General features: G+C 73.5%; 19 protein-coding genes. 8 read left to right on the forward strand and 11 right to left on the reverse strand.

Annotated features, from left to right (window positions below; genetic code table 11):
• Nucleotides 1-45: 45 nt before the first annotated feature.
• Nucleotides 46-1,416: an aminopeptidase P family protein gene (locus ACZ6Y1_RS12855; RefSeq protein WP_469626980.1), complete on the forward strand. Its 1,371-nt coding sequence runs from the start codon at nucleotides 46-48 to the stop codon at nucleotides 1,414-1,416.
• Between the two features lie 17 nt (nucleotides 1,417-1,433).
• On the opposite strand, the gene ACZ6Y1_RS12860 is transcribed toward ACZ6Y1_RS12855, so the two are convergent.
• Complete coding sequence (locus ACZ6Y1_RS12860) at nucleotides 1,434-2,366, reverse strand: LysR family transcriptional regulator (protein ID WP_469626983.1); 933 nt, start codon at nucleotides 2,364-2,366, stop codon at nucleotides 1,434-1,436.
• Nucleotides 2,367-2,471: 105 nt separating this feature from the next.
• Between ACZ6Y1_RS12860 and ACZ6Y1_RS12865 the strand changes: the two genes are divergently transcribed.
• The gene (locus ACZ6Y1_RS12865) at nucleotides 2,472-3,203 is read left to right on the forward strand and encodes an SDR family NAD(P)-dependent oxidoreductase (protein WP_469626986.1); all 732 of its coding nucleotides are present in this window, start codon (nucleotides 2,472-2,474) and stop codon (nucleotides 3,201-3,203) included.
• Between the two features lie 174 nt (nucleotides 3,204-3,377).
• On the opposite strand, the gene ACZ6Y1_RS12870 is transcribed toward ACZ6Y1_RS12865, so the two are convergent.
• Together ACZ6Y1_RS12870 and ACZ6Y1_RS12875 are read right to left on the reverse strand one after the other, a co-directional pair.
• Nucleotides 3,378-3,776 (reverse strand): RidA family protein, encoded by a 399-nt coding sequence (locus tag ACZ6Y1_RS12870; RefSeq protein WP_469626989.1) that lies wholly within the window; start codon nucleotides 3,774-3,776, stop codon nucleotides 3,378-3,380.
• A complete protein-coding gene (locus ACZ6Y1_RS12875) occupies nucleotides 3,773-4,900 on the reverse strand; it encodes an acyl-CoA dehydrogenase family protein (RefSeq protein WP_469626991.1) in 1,128 nt (375 codons plus the stop codon). Before ACZ6Y1_RS12875 ends, ACZ6Y1_RS12870 begins: the two co-directional genes overlap by 4 nt.
• Before the next feature lie 121 nt (nucleotides 4,901-5,021).
• On the opposite strand from ACZ6Y1_RS12875, the gene ACZ6Y1_RS12880 reads away from it, so the two are divergent.
• The 5 genes from ACZ6Y1_RS12880 (at nucleotide 5,022) to ACZ6Y1_RS12900 (ending at nucleotide 9,313) form a co-directional block, all read left to right on the forward strand.
• A complete protein-coding gene (locus tag ACZ6Y1_RS12880) occupies nucleotides 5,022-6,653 on the forward strand; it encodes an AMP-binding protein (protein ID WP_469626996.1) in 1,632 nt (543 codons plus the stop codon).
• 39 nt (nucleotides 6,654-6,692) lie between these two features.
• Nucleotides 6,693-7,493 carry a PaaX family transcriptional regulator gene (locus ACZ6Y1_RS12885; protein WP_469626999.1) on the forward strand — a complete coding sequence of 267 codons (801 nt, stop codon included), beginning with the start codon at nucleotides 6,693-6,695 and terminating at the stop codon, nucleotides 7,491-7,493.
• 220 nt (nucleotides 7,494-7,713) lie between these two features.
• On the forward strand, nucleotides 7,714-7,923 hold the full coding sequence (locus ACZ6Y1_RS12890; protein ID WP_469627002.1) for a hypothetical protein: 210 nt from the start codon (nucleotides 7,714-7,716) through the stop codon (nucleotides 7,921-7,923).
• A gap of 101 nt (nucleotides 7,924-8,024) precedes the next feature.
• Nucleotides 8,025-8,864: a GNAT family N-acetyltransferase gene (locus ACZ6Y1_RS12895; protein WP_469627005.1), complete on the forward strand. Its 840-nt coding sequence runs from the start codon at nucleotides 8,025-8,027 to the stop codon at nucleotides 8,862-8,864.
• Complete coding sequence (locus tag ACZ6Y1_RS12900; protein WP_469627008.1) at nucleotides 8,861-9,313, forward strand: hypothetical protein; 453 nt, start codon at nucleotides 8,861-8,863, stop codon at nucleotides 9,311-9,313. The genes ACZ6Y1_RS12895 and ACZ6Y1_RS12900 overlap by 4 nt, the downstream gene beginning before the upstream one ends.
• On the opposite strand, the gene ACZ6Y1_RS12905 is transcribed toward ACZ6Y1_RS12900, so the two are convergent.
• Both ACZ6Y1_RS12905 and ACZ6Y1_RS12910 read right to left on the reverse strand, forming a co-directional pair.
• Nucleotides 9,297-11,531 carry a bifunctional salicylyl-CoA 5-hydroxylase/oxidoreductase gene (locus tag ACZ6Y1_RS12905; RefSeq protein ID WP_469627464.1) on the reverse strand — a complete coding sequence of 745 codons (2,235 nt, stop codon included), beginning with the start codon at nucleotides 11,529-11,531 and terminating at the stop codon, nucleotides 9,297-9,299. The two genes, ACZ6Y1_RS12900 and ACZ6Y1_RS12905, sit on opposite strands and share 17 nt — an antisense overlap.
• A gap of 5 nt (nucleotides 11,532-11,536) precedes the next feature.
• A complete protein-coding gene (locus ACZ6Y1_RS12910; RefSeq protein ID WP_469627011.1) occupies nucleotides 11,537-12,364 on the reverse strand; it encodes an enoyl-CoA hydratase family protein in 828 nt (275 codons plus the stop codon).
• Between the two features lie 226 nt (nucleotides 12,365-12,590).
• On the opposite strand from ACZ6Y1_RS12910, the gene ACZ6Y1_RS12915 reads away from it, so the two are divergent.
• The gene (locus ACZ6Y1_RS12915) at nucleotides 12,591-13,001 is read left to right on the forward strand and encodes an ATP-binding protein (RefSeq protein ID WP_469627014.1); all 411 of its coding nucleotides are present in this window, start codon (nucleotides 12,591-12,593) and stop codon (nucleotides 12,999-13,001) included.
• Here ACZ6Y1_RS12915 and argF read toward each other — a convergent pair whose 3' ends face one another.
• From argF to ACZ6Y1_RS12945, 6 genes are all read right to left on the reverse strand, one after another.
• Nucleotides 13,002-14,018, reverse strand: a complete 1,017-nt coding sequence (gene argF / locus ACZ6Y1_RS12920) for an ornithine carbamoyltransferase (protein ID WP_469627017.1) — start codon at nucleotides 14,016-14,018, stop codon at nucleotides 13,002-13,004. It abuts the gene before it with no gap.
• A 429-nt stretch (nucleotides 14,019-14,447) separates the two neighbouring features.
• The gene (locus ACZ6Y1_RS12925; RefSeq protein ID WP_469627020.1) at nucleotides 14,448-15,677 is read right to left on the reverse strand and encodes an arginine deiminase; all 1,230 of its coding nucleotides are present in this window, start codon (nucleotides 15,675-15,677) and stop codon (nucleotides 14,448-14,450) included.
• A gap of 44 nt (nucleotides 15,678-15,721) precedes the next feature.
• Complete coding sequence (locus ACZ6Y1_RS12930) at nucleotides 15,722-16,228, reverse strand: hypothetical protein (RefSeq protein WP_469627024.1); 507 nt, start codon at nucleotides 16,226-16,228, stop codon at nucleotides 15,722-15,724.
• A 179-nt stretch (nucleotides 16,229-16,407) separates the two neighbouring features.
• Nucleotides 16,408-18,978, reverse strand: a complete 2,571-nt coding sequence (locus ACZ6Y1_RS12935) for a polynucleotide kinase-phosphatase (protein ID WP_469627027.1) — start codon at nucleotides 18,976-18,978, stop codon at nucleotides 16,408-16,410.
• A complete protein-coding gene (locus ACZ6Y1_RS12940; protein WP_469627030.1) occupies nucleotides 18,975-20,444 on the reverse strand; it encodes a 3' terminal RNA ribose 2'-O-methyltransferase Hen1 in 1,470 nt (489 codons plus the stop codon). Before ACZ6Y1_RS12940 ends, ACZ6Y1_RS12935 begins: the two co-directional genes overlap by 4 nt.
• Nucleotides 20,445-20,621: 177 nt before the next feature.
• Nucleotides 20,622-21,035 carry a hypothetical protein gene (locus ACZ6Y1_RS12945; protein ID WP_469627034.1) on the reverse strand — a complete coding sequence of 138 codons (414 nt, stop codon included), beginning with the start codon at nucleotides 21,033-21,035 and terminating at the stop codon, nucleotides 20,622-20,624.
• Nucleotides 21,036-21,047 lie beyond the last annotated feature (12 nt).

Below are 21,047 nucleotides of genomic sequence, written 5' to 3' on the forward strand. Positions count from 1 at the left end.
AAGACCTGTGCGCCCATCAGTTCGCACCTTCTTGAGGGAGCCCCTGTGACCGACACCCCCTCCCGCCTGAACACCGGCAGCCACGACCTCCCCGTATCCCCTGAGTTGTCCCGGTTCATGGCGGGAGACTGGGCCCCCTCGCCGCTGCCCACCTCGGCGCGCGTGCCCTCGTTCGCCGTCACTCCCGCGCGCCGGGCCCGGCTCTCGGCGCTGTTCCCGGGCGAGCGGCTGGTCGTCCCGGCCGGCGAGCTGAAGGTCCGCTCCAACGACTGCGACCACCGCTTCCGCCCGCACAGCGCGTACGCCTGGCTGACCGGCCTGACCGGCGAGGACCAGGTGGGCCACGTCCTGGTCATGGAGCCCTCGGGCCCGCACGGACACGAGGCCGTCCTGTACCTGCGGCCGCGCTCCTCGCGCTCGGACGGGACGGAGGAGTTCTACCGGGACCGCCGGTACGGGGAGTTCTGGGTGGGCCGCCGCCCCGACCTGGCCGAGGCGGAACGCCTGACCGGCCTGCGCTGCGCCCACCTGGACTCCCTGGGCTCACCGGCGGGGCGCGACGCCTCCCGCGACGCGGAACTCGCCGCCGCCCTCTCGGAACTGCGACTGGTGAAGGACACCTGGGAGGTCGGGCAGCTCCAGCTGGCCGTGGACCACACGGCGGCCGGGTTCGAGGACGTCGTACGGGCCCTGCCGCGCGCCCTGGCCCATCCGCGCGGGGAGCGCGTGGTCGAGGGGGTGTTCGGCCTGCGCGCCCGGGCCGACGGCAACGGCACGGGGTACGACACGATCGCGGCCTCGGGCGCCCACGCGTGCGTCCTGCACTGGATCCGCAACGACGGCCGGCTGGACCGGGACGAACTCCTGCTCCTGGACGCGGGCGTGGAGACCGACACCCTCTACACGGCGGACATCACCCGCACCCTCCCGCTGTCGGGGCGCTTCTCCCCCCTCCAGCGGCAGGTGTACGAACTGGTCCTGGCCGCGCAGGACGCGGGGATCGCGGCGCTGCGCCCGGGCGCGAGCTTCCGCGACTTCCACCGGGCCGGGATGCGGGTGATCGCGGAGGGCCTCGCGGAGTGGGGTGTCCTCAAGGACGCCGAGGGCGACCTGTACCGGCGCTACACCCTGTGCAGCAGCGGCCACATGCTGGGCCTGGACGTCCACGACTGCGCGAAGGCCCGGTCGCAGACCTACCTGGACGGTGTCCTGGAAGAGGGCCAGGTCCTGACGGTGGAGCCGGGCCTGTACCTGCAGCCGGACGACGAGACCCTCCCGGCGGAGCTGCGCGGCATCGGCGTCCGCATCGAGGACGACCTGGTGATCACGGCGGACGGCGCCCGCCTGATGTCGGGCGCCCTGCCGCGCACGGTGGCGGGCATCGAGGAGTGGATGGGCCGGCTGCTGGAGGGTTAGGAGGGGGGCCCGGCGGATCAGGGACGAAACACGCCTAGTGCCGTGACGGGGCGGGGCGCTCCGAGACGGCCGACGAGTTCCTCGACGAAGACTTCCAGGTGGGGCGGGAGTTCGCCGGTCCGCGTGGCGCAGAACCAGGTGCGGGTCAGCGGCTGCGCGCCGATCTGCACCAGCGCGAGGCCGTGGGAGGCCACGTACGGGGCGGCCACCCAGTTGGGCAGCACCGTCACGCCCTGGCCGCCCGCCACCATCTCGACGACCAGGTCGGTCACCACGGGCATCGTGGTGATCCGGCCGGGCCGGGCCCCGGCGGGGAGCGGCAGCGGCAGCGACGGGATGCGCTTCTGGTCGTAGAAGTCGTAGAGGACCAGGTCGGCCCCGTCGAAGTCACGGGCGGTCAGGTGCCCGCGGCCGGCCCAGGCGTGCCCCGCGGGCACCACGGCCACCATCTCGTCGTCGAAGAGCCGGGTCAGCGACACCCGGTCCATCTGCACGTCGGGTTTGGTGACCAGCGCGACGTCGACCAGGTCCGCGAGGAGCGCGGGGACCGGCGCGTCGTCGGCGACGGTCTCGATGCGCACCTCGATGTCCGGCTCCCGCTCCCGGAAGGCGCGCAGCACGGGCGGCAGCCACGGGAAGGTGGTGCTGCACTGCGCGGTGAAGCGGACCCGCCGGCCGCGCCCGTCGCGGATCTCCCGCAGGTCGCGGGTGGCCGACTGCAGTTCGCCGATGACCTGGCGGGCGGCGACCAGCAGCCGCCTGCCGGCCTCGTTCGGCACCAGCCGGCGGCCCTCGCGGTCGAACAGGGGCATGCCGAGGCGGCCTTCCATCCGGGTCAGCCGCTGGCTGAGGGCGGGCTGGCTGACGTAGAGCCGCTCGGCGGCGGCGGTCAGCGAGCCGGCGTCGGCGGTGGCGGTCAGGAGCTCCAGGTCACGCAGGTCCACATCCATAACGCCGGATTATCACATGCTCCAATTTCCGTCGTGGTGTTATGGGTTGAGTACTCATACGTTTCTGGGTGTCAGCAGAACGACTCGCCCGAAAGGCACCCACCCATGACCACTGCCCTCATCACCGGATCCTCCAGCGGCATCGGCCTGGACATCGCCCGCGCCTTCCTGGCGAGCGGCGCGAACGTCGTCCTGAACGGCCGGAACGCCGACCGCCTCGCCAAGGCCGCCGCGGACCTCGGCCACCCGGAGCGCACGGCGTGGGTCGCGGGCGGCATCGCCGAGCGCGAGACCGGCGAAGCCCTCGTCCGTACGGCGCTGGAGCGCTTCGGCCGCATCGACGTCCTGGTCAACAACGCAGGCACCTTCGCCTCCAAGCCCTTCGCCGAGGTCACCGAGGACGAACTCGACGGCTTCCTGACGGGCAACCTCAAGGGCACCTACGTCACCACCCAGGCCGTGGTGCGGGCGCTGCGCGCACAGGGCGGGGGCGGCAGCATCGTCAACATCGGCACCGTTCTGGTCGACCACGCGATCGCCGGCTTCCCGGCCTCCGCGCCGGTGGTCAGCAAGGCCGGCGTGCACGCGCTGACGACGAGCCTGGCCGCCGAGCTCGCCGGGGACGGGATCCGCGTCAACCTCGTGGCCCCCGGCATCATCCGCACCCCGCTGCACTCGGGTAGCGACGTGGACTCCTTCGGCGGGGTCCACCTCCTGGGCCGGGTCGGGGAGGTGTCCGAGATCTCCGAGGCCGTGCTGTACCTGGCCGGCGCCGAGTTCGTCACCGGACACGCCCTGCGGGTGGACGGCGGTTACGTCACCGGCCGCGCCGCCTGATCCCCGCCCCCTCGGGAGGAGACCCCGCGGCCGGGCCGGCGCGCGGCCGTCACCGCGCCGCGCGGGGCCTCCCGAGCCCCGCGCCTCCCACGTCGGCCGCGGCTGCGGCGTCAGCCGTGCCGGCGTCGGAGGCGCGGGGCTCCCGGGCCGGGGCCCGGCGGAGGGGTCCGCTGGTTACGGCAGGACCGCGAAGCCGTCGAGTTCGACGAGGGCCTGCTCGTCCCACAGGCGGACCACGCCGATGACGGCCATGGCCGGATAGTCGCGTCCCGCCAACCGCCTCCAGATCCGGCCCAGTTCGGCCGCCTGCTCGCGATAGGACGGCACGTCGACCGCGTACACCGTCACCCGGGCGAGGTCCTGCGGGGAGCCGCCCGCGGCGGCGAGGGCGGACAGGAGGTTGGCCAGCGCCACCTCGAACTGTTCGACGAGACCCTCCCCCACCACCTTGCCCGCGCCGTCCAGCGCGGTCTGCCCGGCCAGGAACACCAGCCGCGAGCCGGTCGCCACCACCGCGTGGGAGAAGCCCGTCGCCGGCGAGAGCTCCGCCGGGTTGATGCGCTCGGGGGTCATCCGGCCGCCACCGCCCGGTAGAGCTCCTTCGCGATGATCGAACGCTGCACCTCGCTCGCCCCCTCATAGATCCTCGGCGCCCGCACCTCGCGGTAGAGGTGTTCCAGCAGGTGCCCGCGCTGGAGGGCGACCGCGCCGTGCAGTTGGACCGCGTGGTCCACGACGTACTGGGCCGTCTCGGTGGCCAGCAGTTTCGCCATCGCCGCGCGGCGCGGTACGTCGCCCGCGCCCCTGTCGTGCGCCCCGGCGGCCGCGTACACCAGCAGCCGGGCCGCCTCCGTGCGGGTGGCCATCTCCGCCACCCGGTGCGCGACCGCCTGGAGGTCGCTGAGCGTCCCGCCGAAGGCGGTGCGGGCCGCCGTGTGGGCGAGGGCGGCGTCCAGCGCCGCCCGGGCCATGCCCACCGCGAAGGCTCCGACGCTGGGCCGGAAGAGGTTGAGGGTGTCCATCGCGACGCGGAAGCCCCGGCCCGGCTCGCCGAGCAGGTCCCCGGGGCCGACCGCCACCCCGTCGAAGGCGAGGGCCCCGATGGGGTGGGGGGAGAGCATGTCCAGCGCCTCGCCGGAGAGTCCGGGCCGGTCAGCGGGGACCAGGAAGGCGGAGACCCCCCTGGCGCCCGGTCCTTCACCCGTCCGGGCGAAGACGGTGTAGAAATCGGCCTCCGGGGCGTTGGAGATCCAGCGCTTCTCCCCGCTCAGCACCCAGCCGCCCCCGGAGGCCGGGGCCGCCGCCAGTTCCAGCGCCGCCGCGTCCGATCCCGCGCCGGGCTCGCTCAGCGCGAAGGCGGCCACCGCCCGCCCCGCGCGTACCCGCGGCAGCCACCGCTCCCGCTGTTCGTCGCTGCCCGCCCGCAGTACGGGGTACGCCCCCAGCCCCTGGAGGGCGAGCGCCGTCTCGGCCTCCGTGCAGCCGTAGGCGAGCGACTCCCGGAGCAGGCACAGCTCCAGCGCCCCGGCCGTGAACACCCGGTCCAGCAGGCCCAGCTCCCCCAGCGCCGCCAGGAGCGGCCGGTTGACCCGGCCCGGCTCACCCTTCTCGGCCAGCGGCCGGAGCCGCCCGGCCGACAGTGCGCGCAACTGCCCGCACCATTCCTCCTGGTCCGCCCCGAGCGCGAATCCGTTCATCCGAACATCCCCGCTTCTATCGCGTCCTGTTGACTGCCGTCACCATCACGATACGCTCGTCACGGTGACCGCACGGCCCGCTCCACCCCACCCGGGACCGTCGCAAGGGGGCGAACCCGCCTTGGACCTGAAGCCTTCCGCTCACACCGACACTTTTGCCCGCGACCACCTGCCACCCGCGCACGCGTGGCCGGAACTCCTCTTCGAGCTGCCCGAACTGGCCTATCCGGACCGCCTCAACTGCGGGGCCGAGCTGCTCGACGCGACCATCGCCCGGTTCGGGCCCGAGGGCCCCGGCCGCCCCGCCTTCCGCAGCGGTGCGGGCGAGGTGTGGACGTACGGGGAGCTGCGCGAGCGCGTGGACCGGATCGCCCACGTGCTCACCGCCGACCTCGGCGTCGTCCCCGGCAACCGGGTGCTGCTGCGCGGACCCACCGGTCCCTGGCTCGCCGCGTGCTGGCTCGCGGTGATGAAGGCGGGCGCGGTGGCGGTGACCGTGCTGCCGCAGCAGCGCGCGCAGGAGCTGGCCACGGTGTGCTCGATGGCCCGCGTGCAGTACGCGCTGTGCCACGCGGGCGCGCTGGACGACCTGGTCAAGGCGGAGGTGCCGGGGCTGCGGATCACCGTCTACGGGGGCGGGGCCGGGGACGATCTGCTCCGGCTGGCCGAAAGACGCACCGGGCCCTTCGAGGCCGCGCCCACCTCGGCCGACGACGTGGCCCTGATCGCCTTCACCTCCGGCACCACGGGCCGGCCCAAGGGCTGCATGCACTTCCACCGCGACCTGCTCGCCGTGGCCGACACCTTCTCGCGGAACGTGCTGCGCCCGCGCCCGGACGACGTCTTCGCCGGCAGCCCGCCCCTCGGCTTCACCTTCGGCCTCGGCGGACTGGTCGTCTTCCCGCTGCGGGCCGGCGCCTGCGCGCTGCTGCTGGAGGACGCGGTGCCGCGCCGGCTGCTGCCCGCCCTCGCCGAGCACCGGGTGACGGTGCTGTTCACGGCGCCCACCGCCTACCGGGCGATGCTCGACGCGCTGGGCCCGTACGACGTGGGCATGTACGACCTCTCCGCGCTGCGGCGCTGCGTCTCGGCCGGGGAGAACCTGCCCGCCGCCACCTGGCAGGCCTGGTACGAGCGCACCGGCCTGCGGATCATCAACGGCATCGGGGCGACCGAGCTGCTGCACATCTTCATCTCGGCCGCCGACGAGGACATCCGGCCCGGCACCACGGGCCGGGTGGTTCCGGGCTGGCAGGCGCGGGTGGTGGACGGGTCCGGCATGCCCGTCCCGGACGACGAGCCGGGGCTGCTGGCCGTGCGCGGCCCGGTGGGCTGCCGCTATCTGGCCGACCCGCGCCAGGCGGAGTACGTACGGGACGGCTGGAACCTGACGGGGGACACCTACGTCCGCGACGCGGACGGCTACTTCCGCTACGTCGCCCGCGCCGACGACATGATCATCTCGTCGGGTTACAACATCGCGGGCCCGGAGGTGGAGGAGGCCCTGCTGCGCCACCCGGACGTGGCCGAGGCCGCGGTGGTGGGCCGTCCGGACGAGCAGCGCGGGCAGATCGTGGTGGCGTACACCGTGCCCCGCCCGGGCGCGACGCTGACCGAGGAGGGGCTGCGCGCCTTCATGCGGGCCGAGCTGGCCCCGCACAAGTGCCCGCGCGCCTTCGTCTTCCTCTCCGAGCTCCCCCGCACCGGGACCGGCAAGCTGCAACGCTTCCGGCTGCGCGATCCAGTGCTGTGACCGGCAGGGTCCACCGGGTCGCGGCACTAGCATGAACCCGTGGCCGAGCAGCACACCCCGCGATCCCTGATCGTCACCTTCTACGGCGCCTACGGGCGGGCCTTCGAGGGGCCGGTCCCGGTGTCCGCGCTGATCCGCCTGCTGGGCGCGGCCGGCGTGGACGCCCCCTCGGTCCGCTCGTCGGTGTCCCGGCTGAAGCGGCGCGGTTTCCTGCTGCCCCAGCGCGCCGCGGACGGCTCGGCCGCGTACGTGCTCTCGGAGGAGGCCCAGCAGCTCCTGGACGACGGGGACCGGCGCATCTACGGCAGCCCCGAGCCCTCCGAGGAGTGGCTGGTGGCGGTGTTCTCCGTGCCGGAGCAGGAGCGGAGCAAACGGCACCTGCTGCGCTCGCGGCTGGCCCGGCTCGGTTTCGGCTCGGTGGCGCCGGGCGTGTGGATCGCCCCGGCCCGGCTCGTGGAGGAGACCGCGCACACGCTGGAGCGACTGCGGCTGACGCCGTACGTGGAGCTGTTCCGCGGCGCCCACCTCGGTTTCGCGCCGACCGCGGAGGCGGTGGCGCGGTGGTGGGACCTGGCGGCCCTGGCCAAGCAGCACGAGGAGTTCCTGGACCGGCACGGGCCCGGCCTGCGCGCCCTGCGGTCGGGCCCCGAGCCGACGCCGGAGGAGGCCTACCGCGGCTATCTGCTGGCCCTGGACAGCTGGCGCCGGCTCCCGTACGCGGACCCGGGCCTGCCCCGTGAGCTGCTTCCGGCGGACTGGCCGGGCGACCGCGCGGCGGCCGTCTTCGCCGAACTGCACGCACGCCTGCGCGACCGGGGCATGCTGTTCGCGCGGGGCTGAGGCGTTCCGCCACGACCGTTATGACGCCACGCGCTGCGCGCCCCTCCCCGAAGATGCCCTCTTTCAGGAAGCGCTGTCTCACCCTGGGCCCGGCGCTGCTCGCCGGCCTCGCGGCGGGCTGCGCGGCCGTTCGCTGGCCGCGCACTCCCGGGAGTACTGCGACGCGGGCGCGGACGCGGGCGGCCGCCTGGAGCTGTCCCTCACGCTCCTGCCCCTGGCCGTGGTCTTCGGCGTGGTGGCGCTGCTCGTGGCCTTCCTCCTGGACCGGCGGCCCGTGGCCCTGCAACTGGGCGCGGTCCTGGCCGTGCCGGCCGGTCCGACGGTGCTGTACTTCGCCGTGCGCGGCACCCTCGACGGGTATCCCGGGGACCTGGAGAGGTGCGGGCCGGGCAACGTGCCTCCGTGGTGGCCGGGATGGCTGCCCGCGTGAGGCGGACCCGGGCGCGGCGTCCCGGCGTGCAGACCCGGCGTGCAGACCCGGGGCGCGGAAATCGGGGTGCGTGCGGTGCGCGCGGCGCGCCAGGATGGGCCATGACCTGGACCTTCAGCACCGACCTGGACGCCTACCTCGCCGCGACGGGCCCGGCGGTGGCCGCGCATCCCGTCTCCAACACCCTCCTGATCACCGTCGCCGACGCGCTGCGACGGCGCGGGCCGCACACGTACGGGGACGCCGATCCCGTCTTCGGCTGGTGGACCGGGCCCGACGGCACGGTCTCCGGGGCCCTGCTGTGCACCCCTCCCCACCCCCTGCAGCTCGGCGCGCTGCCCGAGGAGGCGGTGCTCGCACTGGCGGCCGCCCTGCGCACCGAGCCGCTGCTCGCCGCGGTCGGCGGCATCAGCGCCCGGCGCCGGGACACGGACACGCTCGCCGCTGCGTGGGGGCGGCCCACCCGCCTCGCCGAGGAGAACCGCCTCTACCGGCTGGCCGGGCTCGTCGACCCGGATCCCGCCCCCTCCGGGCGGCCCCGGCTCGCCGCCGAGGAGGACCTTCCGCTGCTGCTGGAGTGGGTCGGGGCCTTCGACGAGGAGCTGGGCCAGCCGGGCACGGGCTCCGAGGCGGGCCTGCGCGACCGGCTCTCGTACGGCGGGGTCCTGCTCTGGGAGGATGCCGGGGTGCCCGTCTCCCTCGCCTCCTTCACCCGCCCGATCGGCTCGGCCTCCCGCATCGGGTCGGTCTACACCCCGCCCGCGCTCCGCGGCCGCGGCTACGCCGCCGGGGTCACGCACGCGGCGAGCGCGGCGGCGTACCAGGCCGGCGCCTCCGAGGTGCTGCTCTTCACGGACCTGGCGAACCCGACCAGCAACGGCGTCTACCTGCGCCTGGGCTACACCCCGGTCGAGGACCGGGCCGAGGTGGTCGCGGCATGAGCACGCCCGACGAGCCGGACGAGCCGCTGGAACCGCTCTGGATGCTGGTGGCGAACGTGGTGGAGTGGCGCCGCTGCGGTGAGGGCGGCCAGGGACAGCGCCCGGGCACGAAGACCTTCAAGGGCGGCGCCAAGCTGTACGTCTACGGCTTCGCGGACGGCCGGGACGTGTGCAAGGTCGTCGGCCGGCCCCGCAACTCCCCGCGTTACGTCGAGGCGCACGTCCACACCCGCCATCTGCACACCTTCCGCACGAAGTTCGTCCGCAGCCCGGCCGTGCTCCGGACCACCGAGTGGTCCCACTTCTGGGGCGCGACGGGTGAGGTGGACGCGGCGCAGGCGGCTCCGTTCATGGAGCGGCACGCCAGGGCCCTGCGCTCCGAGCGCTGGCTCGACTGGCACCACCCCCAGCCGTGCCTGTGCCACGAGTGCCTCAACCCCGGCCGGTAGGCGGCTTGCGGCTGCCCGCCCGGTAGGGCGCGGGCCAGGGTGCCGCCGGGCCCTCGTAGGACTGCTCGGCGGCCGAGTGCAGGGTCCAGTGCGGGTCGTAGAGGTGGGGCCGGCCCAGGGCGCAGAGGTCGGCGCGGCCCGCCAGGAGCAGGGAGTTGACGTCGTCCCAGGAGGAGATGGCGCCGACGGCGATGACGGGGACGCCGAGGGCGCCCCGGATCCGGTCGGCGTACGGGGTCTGGTACGAGCGCCCGTACTCGGGGGTCTCGTCCGCGACGACCTGCCCGGTGGAGACGTCGATGGCGTCGGCGCCGTGCTCCACGAAGGCGGCGGCGATCCGTACCGACTCCTCGGGCGTGGTGCCGCCGGGCGCCCAGTCGGTGGCGGAGAGGCGCACGGTCATCGGGCGGTCCTGCGGCCAGACGGCGCGGACCGCGTCGAAGACCTCCAGCGGGAAGCGCAGCCGGTTCTCCAGCGGCCCGCCGTAGGCGTCCTCGCGGTGGTTGGTCAGCGGCGAGAGGAACCCGGAGAGCAGGTAGCCGTGGGCGCAGTGCAGTTCCAGCAGGTCGAACCCGCTGTCGGCGGCGCGGACGGCGGCCGCCGCGAACTCCGAGCGCAGCGCCGCCAGGTCCGCTCCGTCGAGGGTCCGCGGGACGGCGGAGACGCCCGGCCGGTACGGCAGCGGGGAGGCGGCGACCAGCGGCCAGTTGCCCTCGGGGAGGGGGTCGTCCATGCCCTCCCACATCACCCGGGTCGAGCCCTTGCGCCCGGCGTGCCCGAGCTGGACGCCGAGCGCGGTGCCGGGGGCGGAGGTGTGGACGAAGTCGGCGATGCGCTTCCAGGCGGTGGCCTGCTCCTGCGTCCACAGGCCGGTGCAGCCGGGGGTGATGCGGCCCTCCTCGCTGACGCAGACCATCTCGGTCATCACCAGTCCCGCGCCGCCGAGGGCGCGGGCGCCGAGGTGGACGAGGTGGAAGTCCCCCGGCACGCCCCGCTCGGCGGAGTACATGTCCATCGGGGAGACGACGACCCGGTTGCGCAGGGTCAGGCCGCGCAGGCGCAGCGGGGTGAACATCGGCGGGGTGTTCTCGTCCGGGCAGCCGAAGTCCCGTTCCACGGCCCGGGTGAACCGCTCGTCGCGCATCCGCAGGTTGTCGTGGGTGACCCGGCGGCTGCGGGTGAGGAGGTTGAAGGCGAACTGCCGGGCGGGCTGGCCGACGTACCCCTCGATCTCCTCGAACCAGCGCATGCTGGCGGCGGCCGCGCGCTGGGTGCTGGCGACGGCGGGGCGCCGCTCGGCCTCGTAGGCGGCGAGGGCGTCCGGTACGCCGGGATGTGCGCGCACCGCTTCGGCGAGGGCGAGGGCGTCCTCCACGGCGAGTTTGGTGCCGGAGCCGATGGAGAAGTGCGCGGTGTGGGCCGCGTCGCCGAGCAGGACCACGTTGCCGTGCGACCAGTGCTCGTTGACGACGGTGCGGAACCGCGTCCAGGCGGAGCGGTTGCCGCGCAGCGGCCGCCCGCGCAGGGCCTCGCTGAAGATCTTGGCGCAGCGGGCGGCGGACTCGGTCTCGTCGCACAGGTCGAACCCGGCGGCCCGCCACACCTCTTCGCGCATCTCGACGATGACGGTGGAGGAGTCGGCGGAGTAGGGGTAGGCGTGCAGTTGCATGACGCCGTGCTCGGTCTCGGCGATCTCGAAGCGGAAGGCCTCGAAGGCGAAGTCGGCGGCGAGCCAGATGTAGCGGCAGCGCCCGGGCGTCACGGACGGCCGGTGGTGAGCGGCGCCCGCCTCGCGGACGGCGCTGTGCACGCCGTCGGCCGCGACGACCAGGTCGTACGAGGCGGAGAGCGCGCGGGGGTCGGGGGCCTGCGTGCGGAACCGGAGCCGGACGCCGAGGCCCGCGCACCGCTCGTGCAGGATCTCCAGCAGCCGGCGCCGGCCGATGGCGGCGAAGCCGTGGCCGCCGGAGGTCAGCAGCCGGCCCCGGTGCACGATCTCCACGTCGTCCCAGCGCACGAACTCCGCGCCGAGGGCGGCGTGCACGAGGCTGTCCGCCCGCTCGATGCCGCCGAGGGTCTCGTCGGAGAGGACGACGCCGAAGCCGAAGGTGTCGTCGGGGGCGCCCCGCTCCCAGAGCTCGACGGTGTGGCCCTGGCGGGCCAGCAGCGCGGCCGCGTAGAGCCCGCCGGGTCCGCCGCCGACGACGGCCACCCGCATGGCGGCTACCTGCCCTGCCACTGCGGCGGCCGCTTCCCGGTGAAGGCGGCGTGGAACTCGGCGTAGTCCCGGCCGTTCATGAGCAGGGCCTGGGTGGCGGCGTCGAGCTCCACCGACGCCGCCAGCGGCATGTCGAGTTCGGCGGTGAGCAGGGCCTTGGTCTGCGCGTAGGCGAGTACCGGCCCCGCGGCCAGGTGCGCGGCGAGTTCGCCCGCCCGCACGAGGGACTTGCCCTCCTCGGTGAGCTCGCTGAGCAGGCCGATCCGCTCGGCCTCGGCGGCGCGTACGGGCTCTCCGAGCATCAGCAGCCGGGTGGCGTGGCCGAGGCCGACGACCCGGGGCAGCAGGTAGGCGGCGCCCATGTCGCCGCCGGAGAGGCCGACCCGGGTGAAGAGGAAGGCGAAACGGGCGGTGGGGTCGGCGATGCGGAAGTCCGCGGCGAGGGCGAGGACGGCCCCGGCCCCGGCGGCCACCCCGTGTACGGCGGCGATCACCGGGAAGGGGCATTCGCGGATGGCGCGCACGACCTGACCGGTCATCCGGTTGAAGTCGAGGAGCTGGGAGGTGTCCATGGCGAGGGTGGCGCCGATGATCTCGTCCACGTCTCCGCCGGAGCAGAAGCCGCGCCCCTCGCCGCCCAGCACGAGGGCGCGCACGGAGCGGTCGCGGGAGAGTTCGGCGAGCAGATCGCGCAGGTCGGCGTAGGCGCCGAAGGTGAGCGCGTTCAGCTTCTCGGGGCGGTCGAAGGTGACGGTGGCGACGCCGTCCTGCCGGGTCAGCCGGAGGTGGTGCCACCGTTCGGTCGCTGCTGTGGAACCGGTGAAGGGGCTCACGCCCTCGACGGTATCACCGCATCCTGACTACCGTCACGGAAACGCAACACGACACCCAGCCCCTCGTCCGGCCGGACGCCACGCCGGCCAATGGTCCAGGCCTCTTGCCGGCCATGCTCCCCCGCCGTCCCGCCGGGGTGCCCCACGGGATGGGATTTCGACTTCGTATCGTTGAATCCAGGACCTCCCGCGACTCCCGCGCCCCCTACGGAAGGACGGTCCCACCGTGCCCGACCCCTCCGCCTGGCGGATCGCGCTGCCGCACACGGCGGCCGCCGTGCCGATGGCCCGCGCGCTCGTCCGTACCGCACTGGCCGAGGTCGACGAGCCCGCGGACAGCGACACGGCGGAGCTGCTGACGGCCGAGCTGGTCGCCAACGCCGTGGCGCACACCGACAGCGGCGGCCCGATCGAACTGGTCGTGGAACTGCTGGCGGACGGCTGCCAGGTCGAGGTCCACGACGGCGATCCGCGGCCGCCCGGCGATCTGACGGCCCGCAGGGACGACCGCCACCCCGACCCCTGGCAGGAGCACGGCCGCGGCCTGCTGCTGATCCGCGCCCTCAGCTCCGCCTGCGGCCACCGCCGCACCGCGCACGGCAAGGCGGTCTGGTTCACCTTGGCCGCACGCGTATGACTATGCGCGGGAGCCCGGCTTCGCCAGTGTGGCCACGAGTACGGCCTTGATGGTGTGCAGCCGGTTCTCCGCCTCGTCGAAGACGATGGAGTGCTCCGACTCGAAGACCTCGTCCGTCACTTCGAGCGATTCCAGCCCGTGGCTCTCGTGGATCTCCCGGGCGACCTTGGTCCCGAGGTCGTGGAAGGCCGGCAGGCAGTGCATGAACTTCACGTCCGGGTTCCCCGTGGCCCGCAGCACGTCCATGGTGACGGCGTACGGGGACAGGGCCGCGATCCGCTCGTCCCAGACCTCCTTGGGCTCGCCCATGGACACCCAGATGTCCGTCAGGACGAAGTCGGCCTGGGCGACGCCCTCCGCGATCTCCTCGGTCAGGGTGATCCGCGCACCGCTCTCCGCCGCGAGCCTGCGCGCCTCGGCCACCACCGGCTCGGTCGGCCAGTAGGCCTTCGGCGCGACGATCCGTACGTCCATGCCCAGCAGCGCGCCCGTCACGAGGTACGAGTTGCCCATGTTGAAGCGGGCGTCGCCGAGGTAGGCGAAGGAGATGTGCTCCAGCGGCTTCGCGCTGTGCTCGGTCATGGTGAGGACGTCGGCCAGCATCTGGGTGGGGTGCCAGTCGTCGGTGAGGCCGTTGAAGACGGGCACGCCGGAGTGGGCGGCGAGCTCCTCCACGGTCTCCTGGCTGTCGCCCCGGTACTCGATCGCGTCGAACATCCGGCCCAGCACCCGGGCCGTGTCCTTGACCGACTCCTTGTGCCCCATCTGGGAGCCGGAGGGGTCGAGGTAGGTGGTGTGGGCACCCTGGTCGGCGGCGGCGACCTCGAAGGCGCAGCGGGTGCGCGTCGAGGTCTTCTCGAAGATCAGGCCGATGTTCCTGCCCCGGAGCTGGCGCTGCTCGATCCCGGCCTTCTTGGCCGCCTTCAGGTCGGCGGCGAGCTCGACCAGACCGCGGAACTCGGCGGCGGTGAAGTCGAGCTCCTTGAGGAAACTGCGGCCGGTGAGGTCGGTGGCCATGGGGTCGCTCCAGCGTCACGGTGACAGGGGATGTTGGAAGTCTATACGATCCTCTGCATTGATATACAGCCCGGGGTCGCCGGCCCTCGGGCGCCGCGCCCCGCTCCGGGTTCGGCCCTGGTTCGCCCCGGGGTTCGCCGCCCCCGGCGCCGCGGTCCGCCCCGGCTCCGCACCCCGCCGACGCCCCGCCCGCACCGGTACCCCGCCCGCACCGGTACCCCGCCCGCACCGGCCCCGCGCACACCCGGCCGGCCTGAGCCAGGCCTAGGGGGTGTTGCGAAAGTCCCGCACGGCGCCCACGGCGCCCGGCACGCACTCTCGCCGCACCGGACGAAGCCCCGAGTACGCCCAGTACGAGGACCTTCGCCCGGCACGCCGAGAGCACGCACCGGACACCGCGGGCACCGCACAGGACTTCCGCAACACCCCCTAGGCCACGGCGTCCCGCTCGACCGGGCAGCTCATACAGCGCGGGCCGCCCCGGCCCCGGCCCAGCTCGCTGCCCGGGATCTCGATGACCTCGATGCCCTCCTTGCGCAGGTGGGTGTTGGTCGTCACGTTCCGCTCGTAGGCGACCACCACCCCCGGCTCCACCGCCAGCACGTTGCACCCGTCGTCCCACTGCTCGCGCTCCGCCGAGTGCACGTCCTGGGTCGCGGTCAGCACCCGGATGGAGTCCAAGCCGAGGGCCGCCGCGATCGCCCGGTGCATGTGCTCCGCCGGATGGTCGGTCACCTTCAGCTCGCCCGGGTGATCGCCGGGCTCGATCGTGTAGGAGCGGAGCATGCCGAGCCCCGCGTACTGAGTGAACGTATCTCCATCGACCATGGTCATCACGGTGTCCAGGTGCATGAAGGCCCGCCGCTTCGGCATGTCGAGGGCCACGATGCTGCGCGCCGAGCCGGCCGCGAACAGGCCCCGCGCCAGCATCTCCACCGCCTGCGGGGTGGTCCGCTCGCTCATCCCGATCAGCACCGCGCCGTTGCCGAGGACCAGTACGTCCCCGCCCTCGATCGTCGAGGGGTAGTCCGCCTGCCCCTGCGACCAGTAGTGGAAGGCCCCGGAGGAGGTGAACAGCGGATGGTGCCGGTAGATCGCCTCGAAGTGGACGGTCTCGCGCTGGCGGGCCGGCCAGCGCATCGCGTTGATGGACACGCCGTCGTAGATCCAGGCCGATGTGTCCCGGGTGAACAGGTGGTTGGGCAGCGGCCCGAGCAGGAAGCCGTCCAGGTCCAGCGCGTGGAAGCGCACGGACAGCGGCTCCGCGTGCCGCTCCAGGTACTCGCGCTTGGTCATCCCGCCGACCAGCGCCTCCGCCAGCTCGGCCGAGGACAGCCCGTCGAAGTCCGACCGCAGGTGATCGGTGGCGAGCGGCCCGTACTCCTTCTCGTCGAAGACCCGGTCCAGTACGAGGTGCCGCGCCTCCGGGATGTCCAGGGCCTCGACCAGCAGGTCGCCGAACAGGTGGACCGCCACGCCCCGGTCGCGCAGCACGTCCGCGAAGCCGTCGTGCTCCTGGCGGGCCCGGCGCACCCACAGCACGTCGTCGAAGAGGAGTGCGTCCTTGTTGCTCGGTGTGAGCCGCTTCAGCTCCAGGTCGGGCCGGTGGAGGATGACGCGGCGGAGCCGCCCGGTCTCGGAGTCGACATGGAATCCCATGCCGTACACGTTCCCAGACGGGGCGGCTTTGATCCGGCGTCGGCTCAGCGGGCCGGGGTGAGGCCGAGCAGCGCCGACGGCGCGCCCGTGAGATCCGGGGCGACGACGCCCAGCTTGGGCAGCGTGACGTCCGGCAGACCGTAGTTGGCGGCGTTCGGCATCGTCAGCGGAGCACCGACGACCGCGCCGGGGGTGCGGGCGCGCATGTCCGTGTCGGGGGCCGTCAGTGAGCCCTCGCCGTCCGTCGCCTTGTCGCCCAGCAGGTTCGGGACGGGCGTGGAGACCAGCGTGCGGCCGAGCTCGGTGCTGAGCGGGACCGTCGGGAGCAGTGGGGTCGGAAGCATGTCCCCCATGTGCTGGACCGGCGTCTCGGGCGCTCCGACGACCGGCACCGGGATCCCGGTCGCCACGCGCGGGGTGTCCACGCCCAGTGTGGTCTTCACGGCGTCCAGGGGGACACCGACCGGCACCGAGTCGGCGACGGCCGGGGTGGCAGCGCCGGCCGCGGCCATACAGGTCATGAGCGCCGCAATGCTTCCGCGCGCGGTCATCTTCATAGGTGACGTTCCGTCCTTCCAGGGTCGCGGACATTCCGCTGCCCTGGATGAACGATCCCGCCGGGCGGTTTCCCGGCGTTCTCGGCGAAAGTTCCCCCATACGACCTAAAGAGCGGCCGCCCGGAGGTCTCGGCTTGACGCTCCGGGCGGCCGTCGGCGGGTGCCGCCCGGTGTCAGAGCCGGGGGTCGACCGGCTCCGATTCGAGGGCGAGCACCGCGAAGACGGCTTCGTGCACCCGCCACAGCGGCTCCCCGGCCGCCAGCCGGTCCAGCGCCTCCAGGCCGAGCGCGTACTCGCGCAGGGCGAGCGAGCGCTTGTGCCCGAGGAAGCGCTGGCGCAGCCGCTCCAGGTGGTCCGGACGGGTGTACTCCGGCCCGTAGATGATCCGCAGGTACTCGCGTCCGCGCACCTTGACCCCCGGCTGCACGAGGCGGCCCTGGCCGTCCCGCGCGTAGGCCTGGAGCGGCTTGACGACCATGCCCTCGCCGCCGGCGGCCGTCAGTTCCAGCCACCAGTCGGTGCCGGCCCGTACGGAGGCCTCATCCGCGGTGTCCACGAGGATCCGGCCGGTGCGGCGCAGCAGTCCCGTCCCCGCGGCCTCGTCGGCGGCCACCAGCCGGTCCAGCCAGAACAGCTGCTCGTCGTGGGGTACGGCGGCCAGCGAGCGCCCGGCCGCCGCCAGCAGTTGGAAGGGCGCGAACCGTACGCCCTCCAGCCCGTCGGTGGTCCAGCAGTAGCGCCGGTACGCCTCGGTGAACGCGGCCGCGTCGGCGGCCCGGCCGCGCTGGCGTGCCAGCAGCTCACCGGTGTCGATGCCGCGGGCGGCGGCCGCCTCCAGTGCGGCGAGCGCACCCGGGAAGACGGCGCCGGAGGCCGCGCCCACGGCGGCGTACTGGCTGCGCAGCAGGCCGGTGGACTTCAGCGACCAGGGCAGCAGTTCCCCGTCGACCAGCAGCCAGTCCGTACCGAGCTCCTCCCAGAGGCCGGCGTCGGTGACGGCCGAGCGCAGCCGGGTCAGGACCTCCTCGGTGACCTCGGGGTCCTTGAAGAACGGCCGCCCGGTGCGGGTGCAGACGGAGCCGGTGGGCCCGTCCACCCCGAAGCGCGTCCGGGCCGCGTCGGCGTCCTTGCAGACCAGGACGGTGGCGCGGGAGCCCATGTGCTTCTCCTCGCACACGACCTGGGCGATGCCGTCCTTGCGGTACTGGGCGAAGGCCTCGGCCGGGTGCTCCAGGTAGCCGTCCTCCCGCGAGGTCTCGGTCGGCGCCATGGTCGGCGGCAGGTACGGCAGGAGGCGCGGGTCCACCGCGAAGCGGCTCATGACCTCCAGGGCGGCTGCCGCGTTCTCCTCGCGCACGCTGACGTTGCCCAGGTGCCGGGTCTCGACGACCCGGCGCCCCTGTACGTCGGCCAGGTCGAGGGGGCGCCCGTCGTGACCTCCGGGCGCCTCGGCGGCGAGCGGCTTGACCGGCTCGTACCAGACCTTCTCGGCCGGTACGTCGACCAGTTCGCGCTCGGGCCAGCGCAGGGCGGTCATCCTCCCGCCGAAGACCGCGCCGGTGTCCAGGCAGATGGTGTTGTTGATCCACGTGGTGTCGGGCACCGGGGTGTGGCCGTAGACCACTGCGGCCTTGCCGCGGTAGTCCTCGGCCCACGGGTAGCGCACGGGCAGCCCGAACTCGTCCGTCTCGCCGGTGGTTTCCCCGTACAGGGCGTGCGAGCGGACCCGGCCGGAGGTGCGGCCGTGGTACTTCTCGGGCAGGCCCGCGTGGCAGACCACCAGCCTGCCGCCGTCCAGCACGTAGTGGCTGACGAGGCCGCGGATGAACTCCCGCACCTCCTGGACGAACTCCTCCGGCTCCTTCTCCAGCTGCTCGATCGTCTCGGCGAGCCCGTGGGTCCGCTGGACCTTGGAGCCCTTGAGGAAACGGCCGAGCTTGTTCTCGTGGTTCCCTGGCACGCACAGGGCGTTGCCGGACTTCACCATGCCCATGACGCGGCGCAGGACGCCCGGGCTGTCGGGGCCGCGGTCGACGAGGTCGCCGACGAAGACGGCGGTACGCCCCTCGGGGTGGACGCCGTTCTCGTACCCCAGCTTGGCGAGCAGCGTCTCCAGCTCGGACGAACAGCCGTGGATGTCACCGACGATGTCGAAGGGGCCGGTGAGGTGGGTGAGGTCGTTGAAGCGCTTCTCCAGCACCACTTCGGCGTTCTCGGCCTCCTCCACCGAGCGCAGCACGTGCACCTTGCGGAACCCCTCGCGCTCCAGGCCGCGCAAGGAGCGCCGCAGGTCGCGGCGGTGGCGCTGGATGACGGCACGCGGCAGTCCGGCGCGGTCGGGGCGGGCCGCGTTGCGCTCGGCGCAGACCTGTTCGGGCATGTCGAGCACGATGGCGATGGGCAGTACGTCGTGCTCGCGCGCGAGCTGGACCAGGCCGCGGCGGGCCTCGGCCTGGACGCTCGTCGCGTCGACGACGGTCAGGCGCCCCGCGGCCAGCCGCTTGCCGGCGATGTAGTGGAGGACGTCGAAGGCGTCCCGGCTGACGCTCTGGTCGTTCTCGTCGTCGGAGACGAGCCCCCGGCAGTAGTCGGAGGAGATGACCTGGGTCGGCTTGAAGTGCTTGCGGGCGAAGGTGGACTTGCCCGATCCGGTGGCCCCGATCAGGACGACGAGGGACAGATCGGTGACGGGAAGTACGCGGTGCTTCGCTGTCACGGTGCCGGTGCCGGTCTCGGTGGTCATGCTGCCTCGCCCTCCTTCGGGGTGTCGGTGGTGTCGGCCTGGGTGAAGACGGCCATCTGGGTCGGCGGCCCGACCTCGGGGTCGTCGTCGCCGACGGGGACGAACCCGACGCCGTAGCCGTACCGGTCCGCGACGCCGCCGGCCCAGGCGCGGAACTCCTCGCGGGTCCACTCGAAGCGGTGGTCGCCGTGGCGGACGTGCCCGGCGGGCAGGGTCTCCCAGCGGACGTTGTACTCGACGTTCGGCGTGGTCACGAGGACGGTGCGGGGGCGGGCCGAGCCGAACACCGCGTACTCCAGGGCGGGCAGCCGCTCCGGGTCCAGGTGTTCGACGACCTCGCTCAGCACGGCCGCGTCGTAGCCGGCCAGCCGCTTGTCGGTGTAGGCGAGCGAACCCTGCAGGAGCGTCACGCGCGAGCTCTGCCGTTCGCCCATCCGCTCCAGCCGCAGCCGCTTGGCGGCCAGGTTCAGCGCCCGCACGGACACGTCCATGCCGACGATCTCGGTGAACGACACCTCCTTGAGGAGGGCCTGCACCAACTGCCCCTGGCCGCAGCCGAGGTCGAGGACGCGTGCCGCGCCCGCGGCCCGCAGTGCGGTCAGGATCGCCTCCCGCCGCTGCACGGCGAGCGGCACGGACCGCTCCGCGACCTCGTCGTCCACCGCGTTGTCGAGCTCCTCGACCTCGCTGCCGTCGGCCTCGGCGAGGCGGACCAGCTCGAGGCGCTCCAGCGCGTCCTGGGTCAGCCGCTTGTGGCGGGCCAGGTAGCGGGAGCTGATCAGGCCGTGCTCGGGGTGGGCGGCGAGCCAGCCGTCCCCGGCGCGCAGCAGCTTGTCCACCTCGTCGGGGGCGATCCAGTAGTGCTTGGCGTCGTCGAGGACGGGCAGCAGCACGTACAGCTGCCGCAGGGCGTCGGCCGGCCTGAGCTCCCCCTCCAGTACGAGGCGCACGTACCGGGAGTCCCCCCACTCGGGGAACCGCTCGTCGAGGGGTACGGGCTCCACGTCCACGAGGTCCCAGCCCAGCGGGTCGAACAGCCGGTGCACGAGCTCCGCCCCGCCGCGTGCGGGCAGTACGGGGATCTCGACGCGCAGGGGCCGCTCCTGCGCGGGCAGCTCCGGCCGCGCGGCGCACTGACCCTTCAGGGCGCTGCGGAACACCCCGCTGAGCGCGACGGCGACCAGCGAGGAGGCGGCGTACGGGCGGTCGTTGACGTACTGCGCGAGCGCCGCGTCGGGAGCCCCGCCCCGCCCCTTGCCCTGCCCGCGCCGCACGAGCGCGACGGGATCCACCTCCAGCAAAAGGGCCGCCGTGCACCGCTCGGCCGTGGCCTCGGGATAGAACACGTGGGCGGTGCCGTGGGAGGTGGAGAACGCCTGCGTCTTGCCGGGATGCTTGTGCAGCAGGAAGCCCAGGTCGGTCGCGGGTCGTTCGGGGGTACCGGTGGTGGAGATCGTCAGGAACACACGAGCGAGTATCAGCCGCGGCTTCCTGCCGGACCAACGTGTTTTACGCGCCGCGACGGCCGCAGCGGGGTTCCCGTTTCGCGTACACGAACGGTCACCCTCTGACATTCTGCTCGGGCTCGTTCAACGTTCACCCTTCGTGCACCCAGGAGCGCCCGTGTACCCGCCTCCGCATGCCTACATGTCCCCACAGCCGATACGCCGCTGGTGGCAGCACCCGGCACTGATCATCACCGCGCTCGTCATCTTTCCCCCGGCGGGTATAGCGCTGGCCTGGACGAGCCAGTGGGACCAGAAGAAGAAGATCATCGCCACCGTGCTGTCGGGGCTGTGGTTCCTGGTGGTTCTCGTGGCGGACCCGGCGAAGGAAACGGCCGCCGACTCCAAGCCCTCGGCCGCCGCAGCACCGACGCCCTCGGCGACCGTAAGCGCGGCGCCCTCGGCGACTCCCTCACCGACGCCGACGCCGACGCGCACCCCGGACCCCGCCATGCCCAAGGTCGTCGGCACGTCCTTCGGCGAGGCGGAGAAGGCCGTGGAGGGCCTCGTCGACACCGAGCTGACGGCCCTCAGCGCGTACGACGATGTCACGCTGCCCGCCGA

Source organism: Streptomyces sp. NPDC053432, assembly GCF_055585365.1.